The organism is Planococcus sp. VCh962 (assembly GCF_057748275.1).
In genome coordinates, this window is the sequence record NZ_JBYLHS010000001.1 from 1,404,591 (window position 1) to 1,428,184 (window position 23,594).

A 23,594-nucleotide genomic window follows, 5' to 3' on the forward strand; every position below is an offset into this window, starting at 1 on the left:
ATACAAAAAAAACCAAACCTTTCATCAGGTCAGGCATTTTTTCTGCTTATTCATATTTACTGAACCATTTCATCGATAGTTAAGTGTCGCTGCTTAAACGGATCTTCATATGTGAGTATTCGGGACTTCAAATCAATGCTCACAATCTTACCCTCATGCCGAATTATCTTCCCGTCGTTCCAAGTATGAATGATGATGTCGCATTTGCACTTCACGCCAGACTCGTTTCTTTCTGAATCAGCTGGAGGTCGAATTCATCCAATTTTGGCTGCGGAATATACTTATCTTCCTCTACCAGATCACGCAACATTTGAACATGCTCGGTTAAAAACATTCCTTGCCATTTGATGCTACCCTGTCTTTAATGTCCCCTACTCGGCGTATGTTCTTGTTGATTTTCATTTCATTCGCCTCTTTTCATTTTAAAGTTAAAGGGTTGACTTCACGGTTTTGGAAATTCGGCACATCATCAATGATCTTAATTCCTTTACGGATCAGCAGTACATAGTCCTTTACAATCTAGCTGTTTTCTGTGAACATCAAACACCGCCTCCTGACATCAGGAGCATCATTTCAAACATTTCTGCATTGGATTGGGCTGTATCAATTCGAAGCTGTTCCACTTCAGATGGTGGTGTATCTCCAAAAACAACTTTATGCGGACTTACTTTCACCTCTACGCTTACTGCGTATTTCTTCTCCGGAATCTCTACTCAAAGAAAGGGAACTCCTCCGGCTCATCCGGTGCGGGTTCTCAGCAGACTGTGCAAGCACACGTCCGGTTTGATCGTAAATAATTAACTGCCTATATTCACAAAGACAATATAGTAAATTAATACAGGTTTAATACTAATGTTTTATAGTTTAACTATATCTTAGAAAAGGAGTTTATTTTATGAAATTAAAATCATTAACCGGAATAATCATCATTGCTTGTGCTGTAATTTTACTTACTACTAACTTCACCACTTTCTCCGTTCAAGGGAAGGTCAATGAGAATGAAAAGCTACAATTTAACTCTGATGGCAAGTACAAGATTGTACAATTTAACGATATCCAGGATGACGAGGATGTCGATTCCCGCACGATCGAATTGATGAACACGGTGCTTGATAATCAAAACCCGGATATAGCCATATTAAATGGTGACATGCTTACTGCTGAGATTGATACTGCCGAAGAAGTGAAGCAAGCCTTGGATACCATTGCACAGCCAATGGAAGATAGAGGCATCCAATGGGCAGTTACTTTTGGTAATCATGATGAAGACCATACACCGAAAACCGGTTTGGACGAAACGGATATGCTCGAAATTTATATGTCTTATGAACACAATGTAAACAAGCCGGGACCTAAGGATGTTACTGGAACTGGCAATACAAATCTGGTTATCAATAACTCCAAGAATACAGATCCAGCCTTTAACATCTGGCTATTTGATAGCGGCAGATATGCTCCAGACGAAGTTGCAGGACAAAATTTTGATGGTTACCAAACATGGGATTGGCTTCGCCACGATCAAGTTGAATGGTACTCTGAAACGTCAGAAAAACTGGAACAAACAGCTGGACATAAAGTTCCATCACTGGCATTCATGCATATTCCACTGCCTGAATTCGAAAACATGTGGTATGCAAGTCCATCCGACAGAACAGAAGAAAGTCATCAGAAAGCAGTAGAGAAACATAATATCGTAGGTGAAAAGAATGAATGTGTATGCACAGGTCCTTTTAACAGTGGTATGTTTGCAGCTATGCTGGAAAGAGGCGATGTTAAAGGCGTCTTCTCTGGTCATGACCACATTAACACATTCGTTGGGGACTATTACGGAATCAAATTGGGCTACGCAGGAAGTACTGGATTCGGAGCCTATGGCCTTGGCGGCGAAGAGAACGACAGGCTGCGCGGTGCACGGGTATTCACCCTGGATGAAAATGCAGAAGATGTACTCGTTGACACAAAAATGCTTTTCGCTAAGGACTTTGGGATTCAATAACTTTATTAATTTGCATATAGAAATATTCTGTTAGATGAACAAAAAAGTTTTTGACTGTCCTACAATGTTTTTGTTTTCTACAATTAATTTGCAAAACCCCCTAAACGATTAAATCGTTTAGGGGGTTTTGATATTCGAGGTGATTGATAGAAGTGGAAAACTGCAGTCTGCAGGTTTGGGATGTCTCACGCAGAAAACGTCCCCCTGCTTCTGTATTGCTTCGCTAACTTCGAAACATGAAAATGCGTTGGAGCACTTTCTTCAATCCTTCTCTCTCATTACATTATTTAACAAGTTCATTTCGATTCACTTTCAACGCTTGAGCCAGTGAATTATATACTTCGATGTCCGTAAACTTGATGCCCAAGTGTACAGCAGTCTGGGCAATTACCGGACTGATGCCGGATAAAGCCGCTTTGACTCCGATGATATTCAAGCCGCTGATCAGCTGGAAAACTTGCTGGGCAACCATCGTGTCGATAACCGGGACGCCCGACAAATCTATCACCAATCTTTCAAGATTGTGTTTGGCACATTGTTTCAACGTTTTTTCAAAAATGATTTGTGCTCTATGTGTCGTAATTTCTCCTACAAGCGGAAGAAACCCAGAACTTTTTGTCAACATAATTACAGGTGCGCTCATTTCAACAATCATTTGCTGTTGAGCTTGCAAACGAGCTTGAGCTACTTTCGTATTTTGAGCAGTAAACTCAAGAATTACTTTGCCGATGGCTTGGACTACTCCAAGATTCCATTGATTCAGCTGGTCAAAAGTAATTTCCTTTTCGTTTCGGGACGCGTAATCCGCAATAATTTCTAAATACTGCTGCTGTGTACGGAAAAATTCTTCGATGACGACGACGATTGGAGTGGCCAAGTGACCATCATCTGCAGCGATTTCCTCGATCCATTCCTGAAAATCCTGAAAAAAATCATCTTGCTCTTTTGAAAACATTGTACAAAAACGCACATGGAAATCATGGTTTTGCCGTTTAAGGTTTTCGATTTCATCAGGGTCGTTTGTGCTGTAAACTCCCCCCTTGTTTTTATCTAGCGTTTCATACCATTGTTCAGTCAATTCCCAAGTGCGTTCACACAAATATTCATGCAATTCTTGATTCTTTAACATTCTTTTTCCTCCCGCTTCAGTCCACACTTTCATCCAGAGGTATTGGCTTCTGGTGTCTGCTGCGATCTGCCGATAAGTTAACTGCTTAAATCCATGATAATACATTGGGCTCTCATGTGCATTGTTTCGTTAAAACTATTTCAATATACTCTAATTTAACAGAAACTCTAAAGCGTTGTCTATTTTGATTCCAAATCCCCTATGGTAAACTGTAAAAAAACGGAGGTGCAAATCATGCGGATTATTTCAATTTGTCCCAGCAATACCGAGTTGCTTGCTTTCTTGGGAGGAGAACATTTACTGGTCGGAATCGACAATTATTCCGACTGGCCGAATCATGTAACAAGTCTGCCGAGGCTCGGACCTGATTTGTCTATCCGGATGGATGAATTGGAAGCGTTAAAACCGGATTTAGTGCTTGCATCACTAAGCGTACCAGGCATGGAAAAAAACGTAGATGAGCTGATGCGACGGAAAATTCCTCATTTGGTATTGAACCCACAATCTCTTCATGATATTGGGCAAGACTTACTGACAGTAGGAAATGCATCAGGAATCGATGCCCAATCCGTACATACTGAATTTCTTTCAGTCATTGAGGAAATCAAAAGCCGCTCGGCACAAGCGGAAAGCTGCCCATCACTTTACTGGGAATGGTGGCCCAAACCTGTTTTCACGCCCGGCAGCATCAATTGGCTGACGGAAATCAGCGAAATCACTGGAGCACGCAATGTATTTGATGATGTTCCAACAGCAAATTTCCAGACCGATTGGGACGATGTATTGCGGCGGAACCCGGATTATATTCTTCTGGCTTGGGTTGGCATCATGACTTCAAAAGTGAAACCGGAACTTGTCCGAAAACGGCCTGGCTGGAATTCGATGAAAGCTTATGAAAAAATCCACATAATGGAGGAAGAACTGTATTGCCGTCCTTCCCCGCGGCTGATCGAAGGTGCCATTCGTCTGGGCAAACTAATTCACCCTGACTTGTTCGACGACATGGAATTGCCGAGGTTTATACTTGAAAAGCAAGCTTAGAGAAGACATGAAGGTTTTTCAACTCCATATAAATGCGCAACCCGATATTCGGGTTGCGCATTTTTCTTCTATATTAAATTACAGCCCTGCCCGGCCTCTTTTATTCGGTCCGCCAAGATCATCTTCTAAATCAGCATCACTGTCACTGCCTAATGGCGAACGCTGATCGCCTCTTGTTGTGGAGCTGCGCTCGCTGCCGATCAATGGATCCTGATTATGATTCAACGCAGTGCTGTCTCTGATCAGCCCAGTATCTGCGTCCCGATCGCTGGTATACGTTTCACGGGAGATTCCTGAATCTGAATTGTTTGTAAATGCATCCTTAGTTGAGCCTATATCCGCATCCCTTCCGCTAGTGCTGGTAAAGGAGCCACGATCATTTCCAAGGCGTGAATCGCCATCATTTAGAATGGAATCTCTTCCTAATCTGGAATCGGTTCCATCGCTTGTATAAGTCTCACGCGTTACACCCGTTTGCGAGCCGCTTCCGCTAATGAAAGCATCTCGATCATTATGGTCAGGAATCGTGCTGCTACTATCATCCACTAATACTAAAATCCGGCCTTCATTAAACTGGGTTTCATATTCTTGGGCCTCATCTTCCGGAATTCCCATGCCGATTAAAGCACCCGTAAGCCCTCCGACACCTGCTCCCGCTGCTGCTCCGGTTAACCCGGCTACTATTGGTCCTGCTGCAACAATTGGTCCAATACCAGGTATTGCCAATGCACCAATTCCAGCAAGCACTCCACCAAGCCCTCCAAGAGCTCCGCCTGTCACTGCACCAGTTGCCGCACCTTCACCTGCATGCGTGCCAGTTTCTCCTGTCACATTTTCGATTTCTTTTTTGTCTTTGCTGAGAACTGAGATATCTTCAGAACGATACCCTCTTCTTTTAAGATCTTCAATCGCATTGATTGCTTCATTTTCAGAATGGTAAGAACCAACTACTTTTGACATTCCTAAACGCCTCCTCAGATTTTGGTGACTCAAAGATATCCTACATTTTCAAAATACCCTGAAGGCCTCCTTTTAAACATGAGAAGCTTTGTTCAATTCGCGTTCTAATAAGATGTAATGCAAATGTTATATGGATGAAATTGTTGTCATTCGTTGTCCTAATAACCATTTAATTTGGATAATAAGAATAACCTTCCTATTCCGATAGTGGCCGCTAGAACATTTTGATGTCGATTTAATAAAGTCGCTTAAAAAAAATTCCCCTGTAACTTTTCCTCTTTATTCCAGTCTACTTTGGTAAGAGCAAAGGAGGGGTTTCCATTATCAGGAATTTTTCAATCCTCATTATATTCGTCTTAATAATCATTGGTTATACGTATATTGCTTCGCCTCCCCTACCTGTTGTCAAAACAGGATTATGGACCATAAAAGTAACTTCAGGTTCCTACTGCTGGGATAGTTTTTTAAAAGCCGAATGTGTCGATATGGGCTATGCTTCTCCTTGGGAACAAGGGCAGCAGAAAGCCATGGCAGAAGTTGATGCTCAATCGGAAATCACTTTGTCTTTCACCAAAGAACCTTTACCGGAAAGCTTGTCTATTGAACTTTGGACAAGCGAAACGGAAAACGCTGAAGCTTTATTTAAAAAAGGCAGAATCATCGCACCAAGGGAACCTGGCATCTATGTCTATCATTTTTATGCCAGCTGGGAACAAGGCAGCCGCAGTTTTGCTTTTTCTATAAAAGTGAATTAAAAAAGCCGGGAAAAATCCCGGCCTTCTGCATTTTCATTATAGTCTATTGAAACTGCACCATATGGTATTTTTTCTTACCGCGCCGCACAATGGCAAAAGCATCTTCCAAGCGGTCTTTTTCGTCAATGACATATTCCAGGTCAGTCACTTTTTCACCATTTACCGAAATCGCGCCGTTAGTTACGTCTTCTCTTGCTTGGCGTTTTGAAGAAGTGATCCCTGCCTCAACAATCAAGTCAACAATGCTTTTAGGTTCTTTCGCCATTTCAACAGATGGAACGTCTTTAAACGCCGCTTTCATCTCTTCGGCTGACAAGGCTTTCAAGTCGCCGCTGAATAACGCTTTAGTAATGCGCTGCGCATCTTCAAGCGCCCCTTCACCGTGGATCAGTTTTGTCATCTCTTCCGCAAGGACCGTTTGGGCTTTGCGCAGATGTGCTTCTGTTTCCACAGTTTTTTCAAGCGCTTCGATTTCTTCGCGGCTGATAAAAGTGAAGATTTTCAAGTATTTGATAACATCGGCATCCGCCGTGTTAATCCAGAACTGGTAAAACTCATACGGTGATGTCTTTTTGGCGTCAAGCCAAACTGCACCGCCGGCCGATTTCCCGAATTTTGTACCGTCAGCTTTTGTTACCAAAGGAATCGTGATGCCAAATGCTTTAGTTTCTTCATCATGGGTTTTGCGGATCACTTCAAGTCCCGAAGTGATATTGCCCCATTGGTCAGAGCCGCCGATTTGAATCCGGCAATTGTAGTGGTCGTATAAGTGGTTGAAGTCGATCGCCTGGATCAGTGTGTACGTGAACTCAGTGAACGAAATGCCGCTTTCCAAGCGGGACGCCACTGATTCTTTCGCCAGCATGTAATTGACTGAAATCAGTTTTCCAAAATCCCGAAGGAATTCGATGACACTCATTTCACCGATCCAATCACGGTTGTTGACCATGCGTGCCCCATTTTCCGACTGGAAGTCAAAAATCTGTTCCATTTGCACTTTGATTGCTTCGACGTTTTTATCGATCTGGTCAGTGGATTGAAGCTGGCGTTCTTCGTTTCGGCCAGATGGATCTCCAATCATGCCGGTAGCTCCTCCAACCAGCAAAATCGGCTGATGTCCATGCATCTGGAAACGGCGCAGTGTAAGCAGAGGAACGATATGCCCTATATGCATGCTGTCTGCAGTAGGATCAACTCCGCAGTACAAGGAAATTTTCTGCTCATTCAGCAATTTTTCCATACCTTCTTCATCGGTTTGCTGGTACAGCAAACCTCGCCATTTTAAATCATCGATCAATTCGTTACCCATTCCAATTCCTCCTTCATAAAATAAAACAAGTGAAAGCGTCCATGCAGCCTCAAGAAGCTGGAATCCCGAGACTCAGGACAATAAAAAAAGTCCCTGCATGAATTTCATGCAGGGACGCTTTTGCGCGGTACCACCCAGCTTGGAGAAAGTGTTCTCCCGACTTTAATGTGCCATACGGGGCACTTCCGTAAACTCCAAGCCTGTAATTCAGCCGCTGCGTTTTGACCGGTTCACACCATCCACCGGCTCTCTTGACAAAGCTCGCGCGCCCTACTTCGGACTCTTCCTCGTTTGAATATGAAAATATATTAGTTAGTTTACTTTAATCTCACGCATTGTCAATCTTTTTCGTTGCAATTAAGAGAATATGCTATAATAAAGCCATATTTAGGAGGATGATTACATTGCAAGAAAAGATAAAAAATGTTCTCAGGCAAACTGAAAAAACTTTAAATAGATGGACCTCCGCAAAATGGTATAAAAGGCTAAGCATCACCACAAGTGTCTTTTGGAATCTGGCCCTTTTGCTGGCAATTATTCTTGTAGCCGGAGGGGTATTTGCCGCATCGGTCGGTGCCGGCTATTTCGCTTCGTTGGTGGATGAAGAAAAACTTCGGACGCCTGATGAAATGCGTGGAGAAATTTACAGTTATGAAGAAACGTCTGAAATGTTTTTCGATAACAATGTGTTTATCGGAAAAATCAGGACAGACTTGGAACGGAAAGAAACGCAGTTGGATAAAGTCTCTAAAATAGCAATTGATGCCGTTCTTGCTACAGAAGACGAATATTTCCTGGAACACGATGGAATTGTGCCAAAAGCCATTCTTCGCGGCTTATTCCAGGACGTATCTAACTCCGACAGCCAGACAGGTGGCTCTACCTTAACACAACAGCTCATTAAGAACCAGATTTTAACGAATGAAGTTTCTTACGAGCGAAAAGCAAAAGAAATTTTGCTAGCCATGCGCCTTGAAAAATTCATGACCAAGGACGAAATCATGGAAGCTTATTTGAACATCATTCCTTATGGCAGAAACTCTTCCGGGGCCAATATTGCCGGAATTGAAACAGCAGCCAATGGCCTATTCAACATATCGGCGAGTGAGTTGAACTTGCCTCAAGCGGCATTTATTGCCGGAATTCCAAAAGCCCCTTTCCGCTATACACCTTATTCTTCAAATGGTGATCTGAAGGAGCCGGAAGGATTGCAGCCGGGAATCGACCGGATGAAAACCGTTTTGTTCCGGATGAAGGAAACAGGCTATATTACGGATGAAAAATATAACCAAGCTCTTGCTTATGATATTGTTAAAGATTTCCGTAAAGATGAACAGCGTTCATATGAAAAATATCCATACATTACAGTGGAATTGGAAAAAAGGGCGTCACGTCTCATAATGGATGTGCTCGCTGAAAAAGATGGCATCGATCCGGCATCTCTCAAAGAAAATGACAAGCTTTACGAAGAGTATGCCATTCTAGCTGACCGGGCAGTCCGTTCAAACGGTTACCGGATCCATTCAACCATCAACAAAGAAATGTATGATGCACAAGAAAAAGCGAAAAATGCCTATGACAAGTACGGAACTACTCTGACTGTAGCGTCGGTCAATGAAGAAGGCGAAGAAGAGATGAAAGAACTGCCGGTCCAGGTCGGCAGTATGACGATCGAAAACAAAACTGGCCGGATTTTAAGTTTTGTCGGCGGTCGTGATCATGCAGTAGAAAAATTGAACCACGCAACACAAGCTTATCGTTCAATCGGCTCTACAGTTAAGCCTTTGCTCGTTTATGGACCAGCAATTGAATTTGGCGCTATCGGAGCCGGCAGTCCGGTTGTCGATGTGAAATTTAAAGTGAATGACAACGGGAAGGCTTGGGAACCGGCTAACTTTATCCCGACCAGCGAACAAGGCATTATGCCGGCACGCGATGCCTTGGCGCAATCGCAGAACTTGCCTGCCCTTCGCTTGTATGCTCAGATCAAAGAGAAAATGCCGATCAACTATTTGATCAATGCCGGCTTTTCAAAAGTGGAAGAAGTCGAAAACTACAATGCTTCTGCTGCTCTTGGAGGCGGTATAGAAGGTTCCGTTGAAGAACTGACAAGCGGCTATGCAGCACTTGCCAATGGCGGTAAAAAAATAGAACCTTTTATGATTCAACGTATTGAAGACGCGGATGGCAATATACTCTATGAGCATAAGGTAGAAGAAAAAGAAATTTATACACCTCAAACCGCTTATATTGTGACAGATATGCTCCGTGATGTATTTGAAGATGATAGAGGTACTGCAAACCGTGCAAACGGGCTATTGGAGTTTGAATCCGATTTTGCCGGCAAGACAGGTACTACTCAAGAAACGAGAGATGTCTGGTTAGTTGGGTACAACCCGAATATAACCATGAGTGTGTGGCTTGGCTATGATCAAGAGAAGTATTCACTCGATAATTTCAGGAATACCAATATCCAGCCATCTATTCGAGCCAATCAGCTATGGGCCAGCTTGATGAATACGGCTTACAAAACAGCCCCTGACTTAATTGGAACAAAAGAAACATTTAAATCGCCAGAAGGAGTTGTGACCCGCTCATTCTGCAGCATTTCCGGACTTGCTCCTGGTGGCGGCTGTTCTTCAGGCAGCCTTGTAGCATCCGACTTATTCAATGCGAATGTCATGGTGCCAAAGAAAGCGGATGATAGCTTAACATCAGGTTCTTATACAACCGTTAACGGCAGCCGTTATTTAGCGCTTGACAGCACGCCTAGAGAATTTGTAACTAGCGGCGGCTCTGGAGTGTCACAAGCCTTTATCGACCGGATGCTTGCACCGTTTGGCGGAGATGCCAGCAAGCTCTTCCCTGGAAATTCAAGATTTTCGCAAGTTGTTTCCGGCGCTTCTCTGGAACATGATGGAGTTGCACCAGCAGGCGTTAGCGCCAACATCAGCGGAACGACAATCACTTGGAGTGATTCTCCTTCCAATGATATCGTTGGATACCGAGTTTATAGAAGCGGCGGCGGATCATTGGCTTCCATTTCCGAATCCCGCGGAAACTCATTCAAAGTTCCGGGATCCGGCAGTTATTATGTCGTTGCAGTTGATATAACCGGTAAGCAATCTCCAGCTTCTAATACAGTGAGTGTAGCAGAAGCGAAACCTAAACCGGCTCCGAAAGAGGAAGAAAATACAGATAAAGAAAAACCTGCTGAAACTCCAGCGGACGAACCGGAAGAAACACCGGAGGAACAACCAGCGGAACCTGAAGAGCCTGCTGAAACTCCAGCAGAACCGACAGAACCGGAAGAACCTGAAGAGCCTGAAGAACCAGCAGATGAACCGACAGAACCAGAAGAGCCTTCAGATCCGTAAGTGAAATGCAAGGCGATCCACATAAAAAGCCCTCAGCTGAAAAATTCAGCTGGGGGCTTTTCAATTGGTTTTTAATCTTCCATTGTAGATAAATCGCCTGTCGGCAAATCAAGTTCCCATGCTTTCAAGACGCGGCGCATAATTTTCCCGCTTCGCGTTTTTGGAAGCTTGTCTTTAAATTCGATTTCTTTTGGCGCCGCATGAGCAGCAAGTCCTTTTTTAACGAATTGCTGGATATCCTGGATTAACTCTTCGGATTGCTCATAGCCTTCATTTAATGCGACGAAAGCTTTAATGATTTCCCCTCGCACCGGATCCGGTTTTCCAATGACTCCAGCTTCCGCAACAGCTGGATGCTCAAGCAATTTGCTTTCCACTTCAAATGGACCGACACGCTCTCCCGACGTCATGATGACATCATCCACACGCCCCTGGAACCAGAAATAACCTTCTTCATCCATATATGCTGAATCACCAGATACGTACCATTGGTCTTTCAGGAAATAAGACTCGTATTTTGAAGGGTTATTCCAGATTTGACGCATCATGGCTGGCCATCCTTTTTCGATTGCCAAGTTCCCCATTTGATTTGGAGGCAGCTCATTTCCTTGGTCATCTACAATGGCTACTTTGATGCCTGGAACCGGTTTCCCCATTGATCCCGGCTTGATGGCCATGGATGGGTAATTACAGATGGTCTGTGCTCCTGTTTCAGTCATCCACCATGTATCATGAATCCGTTTATCAAATACTTGCACTCCCCATCGGACAACTTCTGGATTCAGAGGTTCACCGACAGATAAAACATGGCGCAGCGTAGACAAATCAAATTCTTTCACCAATGCGTCACCCGCACCCATCAGCATGCGGAAAGCCGTTGGCGCACTGTACCAGACCGTTACACCGAAATCTTCAATCGCTTTATACCATCCCTCCGGGGAGAAACGCCCACCTAAAATAAGCGTAGTTGTTCCCGTCAGCCATGGCGCAAATACACCATAAGCTGTCCCTGTGACCCAGCCTGGGTCTGCAGTGCACCAATATATATCCTGTTCTTTCAAATCCAGTACCCATTTCGCTGTCTGATACTGCTGGACCATAGCATATTGGGCATGCAAGACACCTTTCGGTTTGCCAGTAGATCCGGACGTATAATGCAGCACTAGTCCGTCTTCTTTATCGAGCCATTCAATTTCAAACTTATCAGAAGAACCTTTAAGGTGCTTCAGGAAATCCACCACCTGGTTGTCTTCTTCGATGTTTTCTCCTACCAGGAAGATGGTCTTCAAATTCGGCAATCGATCGTAGGGCACACGCGGAAGCAGTTCCGGCGTTGTAATAATCGCTTTTGCATCGCTGTCATCCAGACGGTCATAGATGGCCCCTTCCATGAATGCTTCAAACAGCGGCCCCACTATCAGACCCATTTTTAAAGCGCCGAACATCGCAAAATACAATTCAGGTGAACGCGGCATAAAAATAAACATACGATCCCCTTTTTCCAAATCCGAATGTGCTTTCAGCAAATTGGCAGCCCGGTTTGTCATACGTTTCATTTCATAAAACGTATACGCCTCGTGCCTGTTCTGGTCTTTATAATAAAGAGCCACTTTGTTTTTACGATCGGATTCTGCGTGGCGGTCAATCGCTTCATAGGCCATATTGACTTTTCCTGTCTGATGCCAACTGAATTCTTTTTCCACTTCTGCCCAATCAAAAGCTGATGCAACTTCCTCATAATTATGTAGGTGGTGCTCCCCTTGTGTTGCTGGTATAGTTTCCACTTTCATCCCAATCATCCTTTCGCATTGATTCTCTTTCATTCTACAACATTCTGACAATTTAATGCGAACAATTTTAACTTTTTAGAAAATGCGCGCTTTTACAGATGAATTTTGGTACTCTAATTCCTTTTCATGTATAATATACCTAATTGTACCCAATAGGCGGTGAAATAATGGAACATAAGAAGACTTATAATGCCATGGAATTGAAGACGAAACACGGTCCAATTGTCATTGAAGGACCCATTCCATCGAATGAATTGAAAGCGCTTGAATTCCATGAAGACCTTGTGGCGTTTCGACAGCCGGCCCAGCAGCATAAAGCCATTATTGAAATTGCTGATTTGCCGGAAGGACGGATTTTAATCGCCCGGGATCAAAATATGATTGTGGGTTATGTTACTTTCCTATATCCCGATCCACTGGAAAGATGGTCAGAAGGAAAGATGGAAAATCTGATAGAACTTGGAGCAATCGAAGTCATTCCCAAATTCCGCGGAACCGGTGTGGGAAAATCCCTGCTGAAAGTTTCGATGATGGATGACGCTTTTGAAGATTTTATCATAATCACTACGGAATATTATTGGCACTGGGATTTACAAGGTACCGGTTTGAATGTATGGGAATACCGAAAAATAATGGAAAAAATGATGCAAGCAGGGGGACTGGAGTATTACGCCACCGATGACCCTGAAATCAGTTCGCATCCTGCCAATTGTTTGATGGCCCGTATTGGCAAGCGCGTCGATTCTGAATCTGTACAAAAGTTCGATCAGCTCCGTTTTATGAACCGCTACATGTATTGAATCGAATAAAGGGGTGTTTTCATGTTAATAGAAGAAATTATGAAGACGGAAGTTTACTCGTTGGACCCTAATCAAACAGTCCAAGATGTCCTTGATCTTTTTAAGGAAAAACGGATTCGCCACGCGCCTGTTTTAGAAGACGGAAAAGTTATAGGCGTAGTGACTGAACGGGATTTGAAAGATGCATTGCCTTCCAGATTTTCAATTTCACCTAAAATCAACGCTTATGAGAAAAAAGTATCTGAAGTGATGGCAAAAAACCCAATAACTGCCCACCCATTGGATTTCGTTGAAGAAACAGCGCTGATTTTCTACGAACATAAAATCGGGTGTCTGCCTGTAGTCAGCCAGGAAAAACTGGTAGGATTTCTTACGGAGACGGATTTACTGTATAAATATATCGAATTGACAGGTGCCCACCAGCCAGGATCCCATATAGAGGTCCGTGTCCCTAACCGTGCGGGCATTTTGTATGAAGTGTCCAAGGTCTTTTACAATCATCAAGTCAATGTATTGAGTGTGCTGGTTTACCCCGATAAAAAAAGCAGCGCAAACAAAATCTTGGTCTTTCGAGTTCAAACCATGAACCCGTTAGCCATCGTAAACGACTTACAAAAAGAAGGTTTCGATGTTTTATGGCCAAACACACCACAAATGAACGAATAAAACATGCCGTATTCATCTATTCAGAAGATCAATTGGGGTATAAATTTTCTGAAACCCATCCCTTCAATCAAAAAAGGCTTGTTTTGACTGTCGATCTGCTCCGGAAAATGAATGCGCTTCCAGAAGAACTTGTCGTGCCTGCCCGTATTGCGACCGATGAAGAATTGATGCTTGCCCACGATCAGCGCTATATTGAAATTGTTAAACAAGCAAGCCGCGGTGAAATTACACCGGAAGCCGGGGAAAGCTATGGCATCGGAACAGAAGACACCCCTATATTCGAGAATATGCACGAAGCAAGCGCACGCCTGGTTGGAGGCACGCTGACTGCAGTCGATTATGTCATGGAAGGCAAAGCACAGCACGCTCTAAACCTTGGCGGTGGCCTCCATCATGGTTTCCGGGGTAAGGCATCGGGTTTTTGCATTTATAACGACAGCTCTGTCGCCATCAACTATATGAAGAAGAAATACGGCGCCCGGGTACTTTATATTGATACCGATGCACACCACGGCGATGGTGTGCAATGGTGCTTTTATGATGATCCAGATGTCTGCACCGTTTCCATTCACGAGACCGGCCGTTATTTGTTTCCGGGCACCGGCAATATCAACGAACGCGGCAGCGGCCAAGGCTATGGCACCTCATTCAATTTTCCGATAGATGCTTTCACGGAAGATGAATCGTTCTTGGAGATTTACCGGACTGCTATGAAAGAAATTATCGAATTTTTTAAACCGGACGTGATTTTAACACAGAATGGCGCTGACGCGCATTATCTGGACCCCCTGACTCATTTATACGGCACGATGGACATCTACCGCGAAATCCCCCGCATCGCTCATGAACTGGCTCATGAGTATTGTGAAGGACGGTGGATTGCCGTCGGAGGCGGTGGCTATGACATTTGGCGGGTTGTGCCTCGGGCATGGTCGCTCATTTGGATGGAGATGAACAATTTTCCTCTTCCTTCCGGAAAATTGCCGGAGGATTGGCTTTCCAAATGGCAGCAGGAATCTCCAGTACCTTTGATTCCAACATGGGAAGATCCAGCTAATATGTATCAAGCCATCCCCCGCAAAGAAGAAATTACCGATAAGAACCATCAAATGCTGAACAAAGCCTTATACATGATCCGAAACGCATAGAAAAGGAGCAGCCCTGATTTAACAGGGCTGCTCCTTTTCAGGCTGTCGAGAAACTCTTATTCTTTTTTTTCATTTCGCTCCAGGACGGACGCTTTTCGCGGAGTGCGGCCTGAGCCTCCTCGCTCGCGGACGCTCCCTGCGGGGTCTCAGGACTCGCCCTATTCCCGCAGAAGTCGCCGCCTTCCGCTGCATTCAGTTTCCTTTTGACACCTGTAGCGATTCTCTGGAATAAGGAGCTGATTCGGAAAGCTCTTCAATGTTTGTATCTGCTCCTTAGATATGGAGCCAACTAGCGGAGGAAAACATACTGCTCCTGCATCGCTTCGCTGCTTCGTCGCAAAGACTTAGCCTCGCAGGCGTCGGCTAATGTCTTGCCTGCGGGATAGCGAGACAGCCGAGACCCTGCAACGCCCTTTCATGTCTCGAAGCTAGCGAAGCGATGCAGAGACAGGAGCGTAAGCGACGAAGCGGCTTGGCGCTCGCCCGCGGCAAGCGGAGCTGGTGGGCGAAATATCGGTTAAGGAAAGATCACTAATAGAAACTTTAACTTCCTCAACAAGCTGAAAAGGAGCAGCCCTGATTTAACAGGGCTGCTCCTTTTTATCTTTTGCCTATAATTCGGTTATCCTTGATTTTTGGTAGACTCCCGCTCTTCGATACGATAAGGAAGAATAACTTGTTTTTCTTCTATTTCTTCCGCGTTCATGTATTTCGTCAAAAGACGCATGGAAACGGCTCCAATATCGTACAGAGGAAGCGCAACCGAAGTTAGCATAGGACGTGCCATACGCGCTAACTTGGAATTTTCGTAACTGATAATTTCGACATCCTCTGGAATCTTTTTCCCATTGGCTTCTACTGCATGTATAACACCAATTGACATTTCATCATTGCTGACAAAATACGCTGTAGGATTAAGAGGTTTTAAGGTTTCAACAGCCTCAATCGCTTCGTCATAGGAATTATTGCATTCAACAACAAGCCGCTCATCAATTTCAATTCCTGCATCTTTTAAAGCTTGCAGATAAGCTTTCAGCTTATAATCCTTATTGACTTTTGAGCTAAGCAGTCCCGAAACAAAGGCAATTTTTTTATGGCCGTTGTCAATCAATTTCTTCACGGCTTCATAAGCTGCACCATAATAATCGATATTTACCGATGCAATTTTATTCGATTCATCGATAGACCCTGCTAAAACGATTGGAGTCGGAGATCGCTCCATTTCATAAAGAAGTTCACTTGTAATTACATCGCTCATGAAAACTATGCCATCCACTTGTTTTCCAAGCATTGTTTCAAGCAATTGAAGTTCTTTGTTCTGCTTTTGATCTGAATTCGACAGAATGATATTATAACGGTACATTGTTGCAATATCTTCAATCCCACGGGCAAGTTCGGCATACATACTATTCGAAATATCGGGAATGATGACGCCGACCGTGGTGGTCTTTTTGCTTGCCAGCCCTCTTGCTACAGCATTAGGGCGATAACCTAACTCTTCTATCACTTTTAATACTTTTTTTCTTGTAGCAGGTTTTACGTTCTGATTGCCGTTGACTACTCGAGATACTGTAGCCATGGATACATTCGCTTCTCTTGCTACATCATAAATTGTAACGGTCACGGGTGCGCCCTCCTTTCCTATATCTTTTATCATACGACAAAAAGTTTCACCATATCAACTAAAAATAAGGCAATGTTAGATTCTACTGGTGACATTTTACAAAACTATTGCGATTTTCATAAAAGCATCGTCTTTTTGCCTCAGAATCCATTGATAACTGACAATTATCTTGGAATTTAATTATTTAAAATGAACTTTAAAATGAACTTTAAAATGACCTTTTAACGTCCCGCTTCGTCGCAAAGACGTCGGCCTCACCGCCCTCGGCCAATGTCTTAACACCTGTTTTGCGGAATATCGACTGCTGAAATGATTAGCTCAGTTTATAGCTAAAAATAAAAAACCGGGGGTTGCCCGGCTTTTATCAATTACATTTTCAATTCGTATTGCTTCATGAATTTCATCAAAGCATCGTAGTATTCGTCGAATTGGTTTAAATCCATTTGCTGTGCAGCGTCTGACAATGCAACGGCAGGATCTGGATGTACTTCTGCCATCACTCCATCAGCACCGATTGCAATTGCCGCTTTAGCAGCCGGAAGCAATAAATCGCGGCGTCCAGTTGAGTGCGTCACATCTACAAACACCGGAAGATGTGTTTCTTGTTTCAGAATTGGAACAGCTGAGATATCAAGCGTATTTCTTGTTGCTTTTTCATATGTCCGGATACCACGTTCACAAAGAATAATTTGGTCGTTACCGGAAGCGATGATGTACTCGGCAGCATTAATGAACTCATCAATTGTAGCTGACATCCCTCTTTTCAGAAGAACCGGTTTGTTGATTTGGCCAACTGCTTTTAGAAGTTCGAAGTTCTGCATATTGCGCGCTCCAATTTGGACTACATCCACGAATGGCAAAGCTTCCTCCAAATGGTGAGGGGTCACAATTTCAGAAACAACAGCTAAATTGTATTGATCCGCAGCCGCTTTTAACATTTTTAGACCTTCAAGCCCTAAGCCTTGGAAATCATATGGAGAAGTACGTGGTTTGTATGCCCCGCCTCGGATTAAACGAAGACCTTTACCTCCGATTGCTTCAGCAACTTTTGACACTTGCTCTTGGGATTCTACTGCACAAGGACCAAAGATGAAGGAAGGTGTACCTTCACCGATTCGCTCTCCGTTGATTGTGATTACTGTATCTTCGGCTTTCTTTTTACGTGAAACTAAAAGTGCTTTACGATGATCTTCTTCTTGCATATCAAGGGCTGATTTGAAAATTTCTTTAAAAATATGATCAACGGTTTTTTGTGCCAATGGCCCGTTATTATTTTCTTTTAAGAGATTCAGCATATGGCGCTCACGTAATGGATCGTAGCGGTTTACCCCTTGTTTCTCCTTGATCTTACCGATTTCTTGGATGACTGTTGCTCTTTCGTTGATAAGAGAAAGAATTTGCAGGTTGACTGCATCGACTTTTTCTCTAAGCTGCTCTAATTCTGAATGGCTCATTCTTTTACTTCCCCTTTCGTGAATCACCTTACTTAGTGAATCATAATAACATAATAGGACTATTATAAGCAAAGTATTCGATAAAGTCACGCAATTTATTTTAGTGATTCAACGTGCTAAAGCGCTAAAGTCAGCAAAAAGCCGAAGCGGCAAGGCTTCGGCTTTTTGTTTATGCAATAAATTCCTGCATCGCTTTACTGGTAATATCGCCATGCGATGCATGCCAATCAACTACTTGATTGGCAAAGTGAAATAATTGAGGCGATTCATGCTTGATTTGCGTAAGCGCCTCAATATTTGTCGATAGCTCACGATCTTCCTGAACAACCAGAAACAAAAATAATTGATTAGGATGCAAGGAACAATATTCATTGAGCTCATTCCAAGCGGCAGCTGAAACTGGGCATGTGCTGCTATGTTTGAATAACCAGTAATGCTGGGTTCCAGCTGTTGCTTGTTTTAAACTGTCTAAATCTTGTACACGCACTAAATTTTCCATTTAACCCGCTCCTAGATCATTTCGTTGATTTGTTATTGCTCGAATTGTTTTTATTGGAGCTATTGCTGCTTGAATTTGATTTATTGTTGCTTGTGCTGTTTTTATTGAAGCTGTTGTTGCTTGAATTGTTTTTGTTTGAACTGCCAGTGCTTCCAGAAGTTCCAGATGTACTTGTGCTGCCAGTTCCGGTTGACGTAGTGCCTGTTGATCCGGTTGTGCTAGTCGAGCCTGTTGTACCTGTTGTGCCTGTTGTACCAGATGTGCTAGTAGAACCGCTAGTGCTTGAGCTTCCTTTTTGTTCTTCTTTTTTCTCTTCTTTAACTTCTTCTACTGCTTCTCTCAGCGCGCTTGCAGTTGAAGCAAATGCTTCATGGCCCGCTGATTCAGCTTGGTCCACTGAATTTTGGACAGTATCCAGCATTTCAATTTGTTCTTCACCTTCAGAAGATGCTGTGCCATCATCCATTGGAGACTGGCCGCCTTTAAGGTTTTTCACTTTATCAACAACTTTCGTCGACTGTTGTTTTACTTGCTGAGTCAAGCCGCTGGATTTCTCTTTAGCTGTATCAGTATAGCTTGAAGTTTTTTCTTTCAAAGTTCCAGCATGTGTATTCAAATCAGAGCGTAATTCTTTGCCTGATTTAGGAGCTAGGAATAAAGCAGTCGCGGCTCCGATGATTCCCCCAATCAATGCTCCAATGATGAAATCTTTTGAGCCTGTTTCTTCTTCGTAATCATATAAATCATCGTAGCGGTTCCCCATACCATATGACTGCGGCACGTAATCGCTTTGGTTAAAAGCACTTTCATTTGCGTAATACGTATTTGGGTTGGCGTTTTGATTGGTGTTTTGGTTTGGATTCTGATTCGTGTTTTGATCGCTTGGAGAATAGTAGTTTTTATTGTATTGCGATTCATTATAATTTTGACCTTGGTTATTATTGTTGTTTTGTGTCATTTTACATTCCTCCATTATTGTTTTAGTCAATTAAAACTGATCGTTATGTGGCAAACGCTTTTGCCCAGGAACTGGTGCATAAGATGATGAAGCGCGTGCCTCATAAATTTTGCGCTCTTTCCATTTGTCGCGGATACCCATGACAACATTGCCCCATTGAACAACTTGAGCAATCTTGTCTTCATTTTCTTCAACTTGCGAAGAAACTGTAGTTGTGATGCGTCGTACAGAAGAGTTCAGGTCTGTTACAGCATTACCGACACCCCTGACGGCGTCTACCACCGTATTTAACTTCTCTGATTTCACTTGGATATCTTCTGCTAATTCATTTGTCTTATGCAGAAGATTCGTTGTCTCCAACGTCACACCCTGTAATTGATTTTCCAAGCCGGATACAGTGCCTGAAACTTCTTTTAATGTGTTTTTAAGGGAATTTAATGTCATAGCCAATGCTACGCATAAAATTAAAAATCCGATAGCCGCGACAATTGCAGCTATGTAAAGCAATATTCTCCAATCCATGCTGTTTCCTCCTTTTTTCAAAACTGTTATACTATCTTTTCTACCCTACCCTTAGTCTGCCTAAACACAGGGTCTTTAGATTAATTCAACAAATTTATAGGAATTCCTTCATAAAAAAAAGACAATTTGACTCGAAAGTCAAACTGTCTCTTCTTCAGTAATTAGTTTTTCAAACGCTTCTTGGAATTTAGTAACATCTCCAGCACCCATAAACAAAAAGACGCCTTTGTCATGTGAAAGCAATGAAGCTACATTATCCATTTGTAAAAAGTGGCTGCCTTCGATTTTCGCTTCGAGATCATGGATTGTCAAGACTCCTGCCGCTTCACGTGCTGAGCCAAAGATATCGCATAGGTAGACATGATCCGCTTCGCCTAGGCTATCTGCAAACTCCTGCAGGAACGCTTGTGTACGGGAAAAGGTATGCGGCTGAAATATTGCAACCAATTCCCGGTCAGGAAACTTTTGACGTGCCGATTGCAAAGTGGCACGGATTTCCGTCGGATGGTGGGCATAGTCATCGATTAAAATATGGCCCCCTACTTCGGTTTGTGTAAAACGGCGTTTTACTCCGCTGTAATCCGAAAACTGCTGCTGTATAATGTCTGCTGGTATATTCTCATAATGGCAAAGTGAGATTACTGCCAAAGCATTCAATATGGCATGGTCACCGAACATCGGAATCGTAAAGGTGTGGAAAAATTCATTTCTAATGACTACATCAAAGGTAGTGCCTGTTGTTGTCTTGATCACATTAGTTGCCTGAAAATCATTTTCCGGTCCAAATCCGTAGTAAACCACTGGAACCGGCGCTTGAATTCTTTGCAGATATTCATCATCTCCACAAGCTATAATACATTTCTTCACTTGCTGGGCCATTTCTTCAAACGCTTTAAAGACATCATCGATATCTCCAAAATAATCCGGGTGATCAAAATCGATATTGGTCATAATAGCGTAGTCTGGATGATACGCTAAAAAATGGCGCCGGTATTCACATGCTTCGGCAACAAAGAAATGAGAATTCGCTTTGCCATAGCCAGTGCCATCCCCGATTAAATAAGAAACAGGTTTGTAACCATCAAGTATATGTGCCATCAAACCGGTAGTAGATGTTTTGCCATGTGCTCCGGTAATTGCGACTGAGACATACTGCTTCATCAAATCGCCTAAGAACTCATGGTAGCGGATGATTGTCGCCCCCAGTTCCCGTGCTTTTACCAGCTCAGGATGATTATCGTTAAAGGCGTTACCTGCGATAATCGTCATATTTTCATGAATATTGTTTTCGTCAAAAGGCAGGATTGTAATGCCTCTTTCATGCAGACGGTCTTCTGTAAAAAAATATTTCTCAATGTCTGAGCCTTGCACCTGTTCTCCCATATCATGCATGATCTGGGCAAGCGGGCTCATACCGGAACCTTTAATTCCGGTAAAATGTAAAACTGTCATAAATGAACCTCCTGTGGAAGTTGAAAATTAGTCTATACGAATCGCCGTGCGAAATCTATAGCTGGTCACAAAATGCAATCACTCGATTATACCATCTTTCACCTAGCCGATGATATGACCGATATTTCCTGTTATTCAAAGCTTCATGGGCATTAATTACTGAAAAACATCAGCCATATCCTCTTCTGTTATCAAAACTGTTCTTGCTTTACTGCCGTTTTGTTCAGAGATAAAGCCATGCTGTTCAATCAAGTCCATTAATCTTGCTGCCCGATTATAGCCAATATGGAACTTCCGCTGCAACAGAGAGGTCGAAGCACTGCCTTGTGAAATGATAAAACGGCAAGCTTCTTCAAATAAATCATCTTGCACATCAGGAGAATCATTAAGTTTAATCAGCTCTTCTTCTTTAAAGAAATATTCAGGTTCGCCTTGCTTTCGGACATGAGCAATAACTTCTTCAATTTCTTCATCCGTCACAAACGTGCCTTGAAGCCGCACAGGTGCCGACATTCCATTTCCAAGATACAGCATATCCCCTCTTCCTAACAGACGTTCTGCTCCTTGTGAATCCAGGATTGTTCTGCTGTCTACTTGGGAAGATACTGAAAAGGCAATTCGCGTTGGAATATTGGATTTGATGAGCCCGGTGATAACATCTACTGAAGGGCGTTGTGTCGCAATCACAAGATGAATACCGCATGCTCGTGCTTTTTGGGCAATCCGGCAAATAGCGTCTTCTACATCAGAAGGCGACATCATCATTAAATCAGCCAATTCGTCAATGATTATTAAAATATAAGGCAAGTGCTGCGCATAATCGCCTTTTTCTTTAACCAGTTTATTGTAACGGTTTAAATCTCGCACCCCGGCATGCGCAAAAAGCTTGTAACGCCGTTCCATTTCTTCAACTGCCCATTTAAGCGAAGCTGTAGCTGCCTTGACATCAGTAATGACAGGGCTGACGAGATGGGGAATATGATTGTACGGAGCGAGCTCCACCATTTTCGGATCAATCAGCAATAATTTTAAATCACGCGGAGACGATTTATACAATAAACTTACCAACAATGAATTGATGCATACACTTTTACCAGAGCCGGTAGCCCCCGCTATCAAGCCATGCGGCATCTTCCGTAAATCCAGAGTAACAGGTTTCCCTGTTAAATCGAGTCCAAGTGCTGCTTCGAGCGGTGATTCTGAACTAGTAAAAACAGAACTGCCAATTACTTCTGAAATGCGGACTGGGCGAGATTTCCGATTAGGAATTTCGATTCCTATCGAACTTTTTCCTGGAATCGGCGCTTGAATGCGAATATCTTTTGCTGCTAATGCCAGTTTCAAATCGTCTGCCAGATTGCGGATTTTGCTGACTTTAACTCCTTGTGCAACCGTCACTTCAAATTGAGTAACTGCAGGTCCTTGGACAATGCTTAATATCGATGCTTGAATCTGGAAATGTGATAACGCTTCTATCAGCCGCTCTCCTTGCTCTTCCATCCAAATTTCATCTACTAAATCATTTTCAGGGGGACGCAGAACATCGATTTCAGGATGTTCATATGGAATTATTTCTTCTTTAGACTCTTCAACCGGTTCTTCAGTTTTCGAAGAAGCTATCACTTCAGACATTAATTGCGTTTTTACCGCTAGTCCTTTGGATGGTTTCTCTTCAATCTTTGAAGACTCCTCTTTTTTGCTTTCTGGAACAGCAGGCTTCGCCGGAAACGGTTTTTTTAGACGCTCTTTGTCTGACTTCAGCATCAGTACATTAAACGGCACCGTTTTCTCACGCTTTCCTTCCGGTTCAGCAGTTTTCTTCAACGGTTTTGGTTTTGGAACTTCGACTGCTGTTTCTTGTACTTCAGCCATCACAACTTCAGCAGCTTCAGGAGCTGCTTCACTGGATACGGCATCAGACAAATGTTGCCTTGAATTTCCGGTTTTTTGCTGAACAATCGCTTGATCTTCAATCACTGCTTTGCCTTGGATTTCCGGTGCATCTTCAGTAACAGCTTGTTCTTGAACTTCCGGCACTTCTACGATAACTGGCATTTCTTGAACTTCCATTACTTTTTCATTAGCAGGTTGTTCATTGACTGCAGAAATCTCTT

19 protein-coding genes are annotated in these 23,594 nt (G+C 43.1%); 7 read left to right on the top strand and 12 right to left on the bottom strand.

The genetic code is table 11. From position 1 onward, the window contains the following. Window positions 1-539 precede the first annotated feature (539 nt). Window positions 540-674, bottom strand: coding sequence for a hypothetical protein (locus AC3AQ9_RS07110; RefSeq protein WP_488306723.1), 135 nt, complete (start codon window positions 672-674; stop codon window positions 540-542). A gap of 221 nt (window positions 675-895) precedes the next feature. Here AC3AQ9_RS07110 and AC3AQ9_RS07115 point away from each other — a divergent pair, with 221 nt between their 5' ends. Beyond that, window positions 896-1,996, top strand: a complete 1,101-nt coding sequence (locus tag AC3AQ9_RS07115) for a metallophosphoesterase family protein (protein WP_488306724.1) — start codon at window positions 896-898, stop codon at window positions 1,994-1,996. A gap of 283 nt (window positions 1,997-2,279) precedes the next feature. Here the strand turns inward: AC3AQ9_RS07115 and AC3AQ9_RS07120 are convergent, their stop codons facing one another. Then, window positions 2,280-3,125, bottom strand: a complete 846-nt coding sequence (locus tag AC3AQ9_RS07120; protein WP_488306725.1) for an STAS domain-containing protein — start codon at window positions 3,123-3,125, stop codon at window positions 2,280-2,282. A 234-nt stretch (window positions 3,126-3,359) separates the two neighbouring features. On the opposite strand from AC3AQ9_RS07120, the gene AC3AQ9_RS07125 reads away from it, so the two are divergent. Next, window positions 3,360-4,166: a cobalamin-binding protein gene (locus tag AC3AQ9_RS07125; protein ID WP_488306726.1), complete on the top strand. Its 807-nt coding sequence runs from the start codon at window positions 3,360-3,362 to the stop codon at window positions 4,164-4,166. A 78-nt stretch (window positions 4,167-4,244) separates the two neighbouring features. Here the strand turns inward: AC3AQ9_RS07125 and AC3AQ9_RS07130 are convergent, their stop codons facing one another. Next, entirely contained in the window at window positions 4,245-5,126 is an 882-nt protein-coding gene (locus AC3AQ9_RS07130) for a YflT domain-containing protein (protein WP_488306727.1), read from the bottom strand. Between the two features lie 485 nt (window positions 5,127-5,611). Between AC3AQ9_RS07130 and AC3AQ9_RS07135 the strand changes: the two genes are divergently transcribed. Further along, window positions 5,612-5,881, top strand: a complete 270-nt coding sequence (locus AC3AQ9_RS07135) for a hypothetical protein (RefSeq protein ID WP_488306728.1) — start codon at window positions 5,612-5,614, stop codon at window positions 5,879-5,881. Window positions 5,882-5,924: 43 nt separating this feature from the next. On the opposite strand, the gene tyrS is transcribed toward AC3AQ9_RS07135, so the two are convergent. Further along, window positions 5,925-7,190: a tyrosine--tRNA ligase gene (tyrS, locus tag AC3AQ9_RS07140; RefSeq protein ID WP_488306729.1), complete on the bottom strand. Its 1,266-nt coding sequence runs from the start codon at window positions 7,188-7,190 to the stop codon at window positions 5,925-5,927. Window positions 7,191-7,594: 404 nt separating this feature from the next. Between tyrS and AC3AQ9_RS07145 the strand changes: the two genes are divergently transcribed. Then, on the top strand, window positions 7,595-10,567 hold the full coding sequence (locus AC3AQ9_RS07145; protein ID WP_488306730.1) for a transglycosylase domain-containing protein: 2,973 nt from the start codon (window positions 7,595-7,597) through the stop codon (window positions 10,565-10,567). A 71-nt stretch (window positions 10,568-10,638) separates the two neighbouring features. Here AC3AQ9_RS07145 and acsA read toward each other — a convergent pair whose 3' ends face one another. Beyond that, window positions 10,639-12,357, bottom strand: coding sequence for an acetate--CoA ligase (gene acsA, locus AC3AQ9_RS07150; RefSeq protein WP_488306731.1), 1,719 nt, complete (start codon window positions 12,355-12,357; stop codon window positions 10,639-10,641). A 167-nt stretch (window positions 12,358-12,524) separates the two neighbouring features. On the opposite strand from acsA, the gene AC3AQ9_RS07155 reads away from it, so the two are divergent. The 3 genes from AC3AQ9_RS07155 to AC3AQ9_RS07165 are packed head-to-tail and all read left to right on the top strand — an operon-like array spanning window position 12,525 to window position 14,971. Next, entirely contained in the window at window positions 12,525-13,157 is a 633-nt protein-coding gene (locus AC3AQ9_RS07155) for a GNAT family N-acetyltransferase (RefSeq protein WP_488306732.1), read from the top strand. Window positions 13,158-13,178: 21 nt separating this feature from the next. Further along, window positions 13,179-13,823 carry an acetoin utilization AcuB family protein gene (locus AC3AQ9_RS07160; protein WP_488306733.1) on the top strand — a complete coding sequence of 215 codons (645 nt, stop codon included), beginning with the start codon at window positions 13,179-13,181 and terminating at the stop codon, window positions 13,821-13,823. Further along, entirely contained in the window at window positions 13,793-14,971 is a 1,179-nt protein-coding gene (locus tag AC3AQ9_RS07165; RefSeq protein ID WP_488306734.1) for an acetoin utilization protein AcuC, read from the top strand. Before AC3AQ9_RS07160 ends, AC3AQ9_RS07165 begins: the two co-directional genes overlap by 31 nt. 622 nt (window positions 14,972-15,593) lie before the next feature. On the opposite strand, the gene ccpA is transcribed toward AC3AQ9_RS07165, so the two are convergent. The 7 genes from ccpA to AC3AQ9_RS07200 form a co-directional block, all read right to left on the bottom strand. Beyond that, window positions 15,594-16,595: a catabolite control protein A gene (gene ccpA, locus AC3AQ9_RS07170; protein WP_488306735.1), complete on the bottom strand. Its 1,002-nt coding sequence runs from the start codon at window positions 16,593-16,595 to the stop codon at window positions 15,594-15,596. Window positions 16,596-16,963: 368 nt separating this feature from the next. Continuing rightward, the gene (locus AC3AQ9_RS07175; RefSeq protein ID WP_488306736.1) at window positions 16,964-18,049 is read right to left on the bottom strand and encodes a bifunctional 3-deoxy-7-phosphoheptulonate synthase/chorismate mutase; all 1,086 of its coding nucleotides are present in this window, start codon (window positions 18,047-18,049) and stop codon (window positions 16,964-16,966) included. Between the two features lie 169 nt (window positions 18,050-18,218). Next, entirely contained in the window at window positions 18,219-18,548 is a 330-nt protein-coding gene (gene ytxJ, locus AC3AQ9_RS07180; RefSeq protein WP_488306737.1) for a bacillithiol system redox-active protein YtxJ, read from the bottom strand. Window positions 18,549-18,564: 16 nt separating this feature from the next. After that, on the bottom strand, window positions 18,565-19,506 hold the full coding sequence (locus AC3AQ9_RS07185) for a YtxH domain-containing protein (RefSeq protein WP_488306738.1): 942 nt from the start codon (window positions 19,504-19,506) through the stop codon (window positions 18,565-18,567). A 30-nt stretch (window positions 19,507-19,536) separates the two neighbouring features. After that, window positions 19,537-20,028, bottom strand: a complete 492-nt coding sequence (locus tag AC3AQ9_RS07190) for a DUF948 domain-containing protein (protein WP_488306739.1) — start codon at window positions 20,026-20,028, stop codon at window positions 19,537-19,539. Window positions 20,029-20,166: 138 nt separating this feature from the next. After that, window positions 20,167-21,480, bottom strand: coding sequence for a UDP-N-acetylmuramate--L-alanine ligase (murC, locus tag AC3AQ9_RS07195; protein ID WP_488306740.1), 1,314 nt, complete (start codon window positions 21,478-21,480; stop codon window positions 20,167-20,169). 156 nt (window positions 21,481-21,636) lie between these two features. Further along, window positions 21,637-23,594: DNA translocase FtsK (locus tag AC3AQ9_RS07200; protein ID WP_488306741.1), on the bottom strand; the 1,958-nt coding region annotated here is incomplete at its 5' end.